The organism is Streptomyces azureus (genome assembly GCF_001270025.1).
Lineage (GTDB): Bacteria > Actinomycetota > Actinomycetes > Streptomycetales > Streptomycetaceae > Streptomyces > Streptomyces azureus.
Map to the genome: position 1 here is coordinate 121,697 of NZ_DF968216.1, position 8,231 is coordinate 129,927.

Annotated in this window: 4 protein-coding genes and 1 pseudogene; all 5 read right to left on the minus strand. The window is 70.1% G+C overall.

Features of this window, described 5'->3' with window-relative positions; genetic code table 11:
• Nucleotides 1-397: 397 nt before the first annotated feature.
• The gene (locus tag AOQ53_RS06070; protein WP_059415638.1) at nucleotides 398-2,170 is read right to left on the minus strand and encodes a cellulase family glycosylhydrolase; all 1,773 of its coding nucleotides are present in this window, start codon (nucleotides 2,168-2,170) and stop codon (nucleotides 398-400) included.
• Nucleotides 2,171-2,210: 40 nt separating this feature from the next.
• On the minus strand, nucleotides 2,211-3,734 hold the full coding sequence (locus AOQ53_RS06075; protein ID WP_078945175.1) for a glycoside hydrolase family 43 protein: 1,524 nt from the start codon (nucleotides 3,732-3,734) through the stop codon (nucleotides 2,211-2,213).
• Nucleotides 3,735-3,778: 44 nt separating this feature from the next.
• The gene (locus AOQ53_RS06080; RefSeq protein WP_059415640.1) at nucleotides 3,779-5,914 is read right to left on the minus strand and encodes an alpha-galactosidase; all 2,136 of its coding nucleotides are present in this window, start codon (nucleotides 5,912-5,914) and stop codon (nucleotides 3,779-3,781) included.
• Between the two features lie 419 nt (nucleotides 5,915-6,333).
• Nucleotides 6,334-7,443: pseudogene (locus AOQ53_RS06085) on the minus strand (ricin-type beta-trefoil lectin domain protein).
• 107 nt (nucleotides 7,444-7,550) lie between these two features.
• Nucleotides 7,551-8,231 (minus strand): RICIN domain-containing protein (locus AOQ53_RS40430; protein ID WP_174523233.1); only part of this gene is annotated, 681 nt, incomplete at its 5' end.

An 8,231-nucleotide genomic window follows, 5' to 3' on the forward strand; every position in this document is an offset into this window, starting at 1 on the left:
GTCTCCACTGTGATCCGGGCAGCCCCCTTTCCGAAGTCGCAGTCACGGATCATCAGCTCGCCCCTCCGGCCGGACACAGGGGCGACGGAGCCCCCCGACCTCTTGGCGCGGTTCACGATCTCCGTGCAGCTCTGGTCGTGGAAGTCCACCGCGCCCAGGCCGCCCACCGTGACCGGCCGGGGGGACGGACGGCTCGCCGTCGAGGTGGACGGTCTGCGCCGCGGGCAGCCAGTGCTTGAGTACCGGGCGGCGCGCCAGTACGTCGGGTGCTCGCCGCACAGGCCCTGCGTGTAGGCGGTGGCGATGCGCCGAGGTGAACATCGAGTGAGGCGGCGTGCAGGGACGCCTGCGCCCTGGTTGCCCGGGAGGTGGGCAACCAGGGCGAGGGGCCGGTCGGTCAGGATTCCTTGACAGCAGTACCGGTGACTGAGTCCCCGGACTTCGTGACCTTGTACTTCAGTTTGGCGCCACTGTAGAAGTGGAAGGTCAGCGTCGCCGATTCGCCGTCACGTAGTGCCTTCAGGAACGCGGGCTTCAGGATGATCGTGCCCTTCGGGTAGTCCGGCGAGAAGGCCATGTTGAACTCCTGGTACGGAGTCCAGCTGGTCTGGCCGGCGTTGCTGCCGTCGGCGTACGTGGCCTCCATGGTGGCCAGCAGGTCACCCTGGTACTTCGTGGGAATGGCGAACGCCTCGGGTGTGCCCGTGGCGTTCGACAGCACCGGAGTGTCGTAGGTGACCACGTCGATCTTCCAGGGCAGGCCGCGGGAGAACCGGGCCTGGAGCGTCGCGTTGACCCCGTACTCGCGGTCGCCCGTCAGCCGGGTCAGCGTGCGGGCGGTGAGGGTGAGCCGCGTCTTGTCGAAGAGGGTGTAGTCCCGTCCCTCGACGAGCTTGGTCTTGCCGTGCCACAGGCCCCGGAACTTGGTGCCGTTCAGATTCAGGGTGAGCCCCTTGGCCGTGATCGGGCTCGACTTCGCCACGAAGACCTTGTCGAAGGAGGCGGTTCCCGAGCGGGTTGTCCAGCTGGACTTGATCCAGGCGAAGAGGGCGGGGTCCGTCCACTTGTGGGTCTCCCGGTTCAGGTAGGCCCAAACTCCGGGGTCCCACAGCGCGGTGGTGACTCCGGCGAGGCGCGCCGCGTGTCCAAGGTGCTCGTAGTACTTCAGCGCCTCGCCCCGCTCGACACGGGAGGGATGGTTGTGGTCGGGCCAGCCGAGCAGGCCGTACTCACCGAGGTAGACGGGGATGCCCCGGGCGACGAAGGTGTCGCGCATGCGGGCGAAAGCGTCGTTGAGGTCGTTCTGGGCGGCGTCGTCGTAGTGGGTGCCGCCCGCGATGTTCACGCTGAACGGGTACCAGCTGTAGTAGTGCACGGTGGCGATCAGATTGCGGTCGTTCAGCGACTTGATCGTGGTGTACAGGTCGTCCATGAGGTTCTGGGAGGGCGTGCCCCCCTCCGTGGACATCATGAGAAGGCGGTCGGTGTTCCCGCCGCCCGAGGAACGGACGATCTTGTGGAAGGAGGTGTTCAGCTCCCGCAGGAGTTTGGTCTTCTGTTCGGCCGTGGCCTTCTCGAAGACCGGCTCGTTGACGCTCTCGAGGATCAGGGCGCGCGGCTCGTCGCGGAGCGCCTTGGAGATCTGGGTCCAGGTGGAGTTGAAGCGGGCCAGTACTCCGTCGTGGTCGGCGGGCATATCGTCGATCCACTGCCACGAGTCGTGGTGGACGTTGAGCACGACGTAGAGCTTCTCGGCGAGCGCCCAGCCGACCACCTGCTTGACGCGGCTCATGTACGCGGCGTCGACGGTGTACGGCGCGGTGGCGGACTGATGGTCGCTCCAGGTCACCGGGATGCGAACGCTGCGGAAGCCCTCCGCCCGGATGGTCTTGAACAGCTCCCTGGTGGCCTTGGGGTTGCCCCAGGACGTCTCGTCCGGAATCGCGTCCAGGGTGTTGCCCAGATTCCAGCTGGGCTGCATCGAGGCGACGGCGTCCATGGCACGGGCCGGGACTCTGACCGTGCCGGCTGCCTGCTGTGCCGTGCCGCCGGGCGCGGCGATCGCGGTGCTGCCGGACAGTCCCAGGACGACGAGCAGCGCCATCAGCAGGCCGGCCAGGCGTCCGGGGCCGCGGCTGCGGTGGTGCGCGGGTCTCCGTATGTCCTTCATGTGTCATGCCTTTCGGTCGAGCAGTGGGAGGGGGCCTGGTTCAGCCGTCGAGGGGCTCGTAGTCGAACCAGTCGAAGTGGGCGGTGCCTGCCATTGCGTACATGCCGATGACCCGGCCCGTGAAGCCGCCGGCGACCTCGGTCGACAGGTAGCGGCCGTCGAGGGTCGCGAGCTCGGTGAACGTGCCGTCGGGCTGCTCGAAGCCGAGGGACACGACGTCGGGTCCCGTGCACGGCCCGTGCGGAGACGGCGGTTCCGTGGTCGTGACGGCGAGGACAACCGGCCCGGCGGGCACGGACTGTTCGGCCACGACCGTGCGCAGGGAGCCGACGCGCGCGACCACCCGCACCCGCGTGCCGGACACCTCGATCGCGTAGTGGTGCCGCTCGTCGAGCCGGACGGCGAGGCCACCGCTTCCTTCCGCGGCATCGACCAGAGTGCGCGCCCGGCACGACAGATGCTGCTGGCGCCGGCCGGTGAACACCACGTCGGGCTCGTCCAGGGAGCCGCCCCGCGCGCGGAGCGTCAGCCATCCGGGGCGCTCCTTGGTGGTGCAGTGTTCGGCGGGCCGGTCGCGCAGCGAGATCCAGGACGGTCGCAGTTCGGCCTGCTCGAAGTCGTCCCGGTGCTCCTCGACAGGGGTGGGGGAGAGCGGCCAGGGGAGCTCGGGCAGCTCCAGGGCGACCTCGCCGACGACCGGCCAGTCGTCCACCCAGGTCACGGGCGCCAGGAAGGTCTCCCGGCCGAGCACATGCCAGCCCGGCGTGCCGCCGCCCGGTCGGACGCCGAGCAGCACCATCCACCAGGAGCCGTCGGGGCCTTGGACCAGGTCGGCGTGGCCGGTGTTCTGGACGGGGTGGTCGGTGCCGCGATGGGTGAGGATCGGGTTGGCCGGGCACGGCTCGAACGGGCCGGCGGGCGTACGGCCGCGGGCGATCGAGACGCCGTGGCCGCGCTCGGTGCCGCCCTCGGCGATGAGCAGGTACCAGTAGTCGCCGATCCGGTACAGGTGCGGCGCTTCCGGGGCCTTGGCGCCGGGCCCGCCGGACCAGAGCCTGTGCGGTGTTCCGTACGTCTGCCCAGTGGACGGGTCGAGACGGACCTGCGAGACCCCGGCGACCGTGCACCAGCAGGTGCCGTCCTCGTCCCAGACCAGGTCCGGATCGATGCCGGGGACACCCGGCGCCCAGATGGGGTCCGACCACGGTCCGGCGGGGTCGGTGGCCGTGACGATCAGGTTGCCGCCGCCCTCGCTGCAGTTGGTGACGATCAGCCAGAAGCGGCCGTCGTGGTGGCGCAGGGTGGGGGCGTAGATCCCGCCGGAGGACGGCATGGAGGCGGGCAGACGCAGTTGGTCCGGCCGGTCCAGGGCGTTGCCGACCTGCGTCCAGTGCACCAGGTCACGGCTGTGGAAGAGGGGCACCCCGGGGAAGTACTCGAAGCTGGAGCAGGCCAGGTAGTAGTCGCCGCCGACGCGGCAGACGCTGGGGTCGGGGTGGAAGCCGGGGATCACGGGGTTCACGGGGTTGGCGAAGCGTCCGTCCGGCTGGCGCAGAGGGGGCACCCGATAGGTCCTCTCGTCGATTCTTGATGCGGGCGTGGGGTGGTTCAGGGAGCGCCGGGGTCCGTGGCGGTGATGCGGAGCAGGACGGCGGACGGCGCGGTGGGCAGGGTCAGGCTCAGCTCGGCCGTGTCGGGCATCCAGGCGGAAACGGCCCGCCTGACCGAGGGGTAGAGCAGGTCGACACGGGCGGCGGTGTCCCGCAGGTGGGGCAGGCGAAGCGTCGCCGTGGCGTCGGTTCCGGGGCGGCGCCAGGCGGTGAGGCAGGTGGTGGCGGGAGTGCGCAGGGCCAGGGCGATCGAGGGATCGTCCCAGGCAGGAAGGCCCAGTGGCCAGGACGGCACGGCGTGCGGCAGATCGGCGCGGATGGTCTTGTACGCCGCTACCGCCTCGTGGACCAGGGCACGGGCCTCCGGCTCGAGTTCGGGAATGCGGCCGGAGAGATGGATCCGGCCGAGGAGCGCGCCCGCCATGGTGAAGGCAACCTCGTCGAGGGAGCCCTCCGGCTGGGGGTAGGCCCAGACGGCACCCTGTTCGGGGGTGACGGCGGTGGGCGCGGACGCCGCGATGGGCGCGTAGAGGTGGTGGTTCTGCTGATCGCTCGTGGACTGGAGCTGCATCCGGGACAGCAGGGCGTGGTCCCAGCGCATGCCGCCGGAGGAACAGTTCTCCACGACCAGGTGCGGGTAGCGGTCCAGGACGCCGTCGAGCCAGGCGACCTGCGCCCGGTTGTGGCCGAGCAGGCCGGCGCCCGGGGTCTCGCCGGGGTGGGCGCTGGTGCCGGAGCCGGGGTCGATGTTGTGGTCGAGTTTGAGGTAGCCGACGTCCCACTCGCCGACCAGGCGGTCCACGACCTGGTCCAGGTGGACCCGGGCGGCCGGGTGGCGCAGGTCCAGGTGGTGCCGGCCGGCCTCCGTGACACGGGCACCGTCGCGGCGGAAGAACGCCTCGTCGGGCAGGGACTCGGCCATGGGGCTGCGCACGCCGATCACCTCCGGCTCCAGCCACAGGCCGGGGACCATGCCGCGTTCCCGGATGCGGTCCAGCACCTCGTGGATCCCACGCTCCCCGGGGAACCGGGAGGCGGCGGGTTCCCAGGCGCCGACGCTGTCCCACCAGCCGCCGTTGTCGCCGTCGTACCAGCCGGCGTCGATCACGAAGTACTCCGCGCCCGCGTCGGCCGCCGCGTCGATGAGCGGCAGCAGCTTCGCTGTCGAGGGGTCGCCCATCAGGCAGTTCATGTAGTCGTTGAAGATGACGGGCAGGCGCTGGTGGTCGGCATGCGGGCGGCGCTGGGCGCGGCGGTAGCGGGCCAGCGCGGCGAACGCGGCGTCGGGGCCGCCGTCGGCGCTGAAGGACAAGGCGGCGGGTACCGTGCGGAAGACGGCGCCGGGTTCAAGGGGGTGCCGCCAGCCGTGGTGGGTGTCGGTGGGTCCGAACAGCGCCGCGTAGGCCGCCTTGTCCCGCTGGCCGCACTCCCAGCGCCAGCCCCCGCCGTTGTGCTCGATCTGCCACACCAAGGTGCGGCCGGAACGCCGGTCCGTGAGGCCGCCCATGGGGAGGCGTCCGCAACTGGACCAGGTGCCCTGTCCGTTGAGGGCGAAGCCGGCTCTGCCGTGCCCGTAGCTCACACGTCCGCTGAGGGACGGTGTGGTCAGGCGCATCGGCTGTCGCTGCCAGCGGCATTCGGCGAGCCAGTCGTTCTCGGCCCCCAGCAGGTCCGCGGCGTCGATGACCGCCGGGTCCTGCGGGGTGAGGCAGCCCACCGCGAGCGAGCCGACCGACTCCAGGCGCAGCGTGGTCTGCCCTTCGTTGCGTAGGGTCACCTCGCTGCGGAGCACGGGGATGCCGTCCGGTGACCTGTAGGTCATCTCAGCGACCAGCCCGGTTTCCGGATCGTGGAGGTGCACGGTCAGTGTGCGCCAGTCGCCGTCGCGGGTGGCGCGGTGGGTCCGGTGGCGCAGACGCCCGCCGAGATCGCTGCCCACGAGGTGGTTGCCCGACCAGCCGCGGCCGTGACCCGCGGCCGTCACCTCCACCAGGGGCAGGGAGGCACCGGGGAGCCTCTGCGCTTCGCCGGGCAGGCCGAGGTGCGTGAGGCGGGGGCTGCCGTCGTCAACGAGGACGATCTCGAGGTGAAGGGCCTCATCTCCCCAGTGGAAGGTCCCTTGCTCCTTGGCCATGTCGGCCCCTTCCAGATCGTGGGCGGTTCAACGCACGAGTCCTGGCGACGGCCTTCCTGCTGCGACTGTCGAAGCGCTTCACTGCCAGGCGCAAAGTTAACGGACCATTTTCGTGTGAAACAAGGGTCTCTACCGCAACAAGCCTTCCAGTGGTGGTCCATTGGCGGCCCATCGCGATGAATGGCCTTGTCGAAGCGCTTCGAAATGCAGGCCGCCTCGGGGCCACTGTGTTGCTGTGGCGGCCAACTTTCAGCGCGCACGCCTCGCCACGCCGGTCGGTGAGGCCGGGGAACGGCCTGTAGGCGGCTGACGCGTTGGCCGGCGCGTCAACCGCAGGTCCTGGAGGCAGGCGTGGGCAGCGGGAATGGCCTTCGGCAGGGGTACGCCGACAGCGTGCTCGGAGTAACACCAGGCGCGGGTCAGCCGGCGGTCAGAGCGGTCCACTTCTGGTGGGAGCCGCCGTTGCAGTCCCACAACTGGAGCTGCGTACCGTCGGCCGCGGAGGAGCCCGGTACGTCGAGGCAGCGGCCGGAGGCGGGGTTGCGGTAGCCGCCGTTGTAGAGCTGCCAGACCTGGTTGGAGCCGCCGTTGCAGGTCCAGGTCTGCACCTTGGTGCCGTTGGCGGTGCCCCAGGCGGCGTCGAGGCACTTCCCCATGGAGCGCAGGGTGCCGTCGGTGTAGGCGGACCAGAGCTGGTTGGCACCGTCGCCGCAGCTCCAGATCTGGACGGCGGTCCCGTCGGCGGTGCCGGCGCCGTTGACATCCAGGCACTTGCCCGCGAGGCCGGACTGCACGCGTGCGGCGGCGGGGGCGGGGGCGGGGTTCCTCAGCCAGCCGGCACCGTCCGCGGCCTGGATGCCGCGGTGGAAGGCGTCGGCCATCTTCTGGTATCCCGCGTCGTTGGGATGCAGGGTGTCGGCCAGGTCGGCCGTGGTCAGGCTGCTCATGTCCACGTACGCGACGCGCTTGCCCGCGGCCTGTGCGTCCCTCACGATGTGGGGGATGGCCTGGTTGTATGCGGCACGGTACTGCTCCTCCGAGCCGCTGGTGGACACGGCCAGGGAGGCCACGAGGCCGGTGGCGGCGGGGGCGGCGCCGGTGATCTGGTCGACCAGCGACCTCAGCCGGGCGGTGGCGGTGGAGACCTGGTAGCTCTCGTTGAGGTCGTTGGTGCCGATCACCAGCGTCACGACGTTGGGCCGGTAGCGGGTCAGCGAGGCGTCGGCGAGTGCGGCGATCTGGTGGATCTTGTATCCGGAGTGGCCTTCGTTGTCGGGGTCGGACATCGAACCACCCCGCACCGTGCCGACGAAGTCCAATGGATGGCCGTCTGTCGCAAGCTTGTTCCACTACGGTCCCCGGTAGCCGTTGCCCGTACTGCTTCCCACACCCCAGGTGATCGAGTCGCCCAACGGCATGACCCGCGAGGGGGTGTTCGAGGCGGCGGAGGCAGGGGCCACGCCGGCCGCCGCTATCCCGAGCGCGGCAGCGACAGGCATGATCAGGGGTAGAAGCCAAGGCTTTCTCATGCAGGCGTCCTCTTCTGCGAGTGATTGCTCGATCAACGGGGCAGGACGCCGTCCAGCTGGCAGTCCGGCCGTAGCGCCCTCTGGGAGTCCCTGGGCGGTCGGTGCCGTCACCAGCTCATCGGCAGACCGGCGACGAACGAGGTGAGCCGCTCGGGGATGACTCGGTCGTCGTGGGCCGAGTAGTGCCAGTGACAGCCGAGGAAGTCCAGGTCCGAGCTGTCGAGGAACCAGTAGCGGGTCCCGCTGTCCCTGGCGTCGTTGCGCGTCTTGACCAGCTGCTGGACCTGGCCGGCGAACCGGCCGGTGCCGACGGCAACGATGGTCGTGGCGGCGCCGTAGTGCGTCCGCAGTTTCTGGAGGAAGTCGTGGTAGGCGGCCGCGAGGCTGTCGGCCGTCCACGGTCCACCGGGGTTGACGGCGGTTGAGAAGTCGTTGGTGCCGAGGTTGACCACCACGAGCCGAGGGCGCCAGGTGCCCGGGTTCTGCCAGACGTCGCCGGACACGAAGTACACGCCGGGCCAGCTGTACTGAACGGTGTTTCCGGCGTCCTTGACCCGCCCTGCGGTGTGCATCTGTGCCGGCACTCCTGTCGCGCGGATCAGCTGCCACTGCTGGTTGGCCCCGCCCCAGTCGGTGAACTGCACGACCTTGGCACCGTCAGCGGTGGAGGCGTCCTGCACCTCGACAGCCTTGCCACTGTTGCGGTTGATCAACCGGACATAACCATCCGAGGAATCGGCCAGCCGGAACTGCTGGTTGACGCCACCCGCATCGCCCCACTGCACAAC

Coding starts and splice junctions, on each gene's coding strand:
- AOQ53_RS06070 (WP_059415638.1), bottom strand. CDS start 2,170: ATGAAGGACATACGGAGACCCGCGCACCACCGCAGCCGCGGCCCCGGA.
- AOQ53_RS06080 (WP_059415640.1), bottom strand. CDS start 5,914: ATGGCCAAGGAGCAAGGGACCTTCCACTGGGGAGATGAGGCCCTTCAC.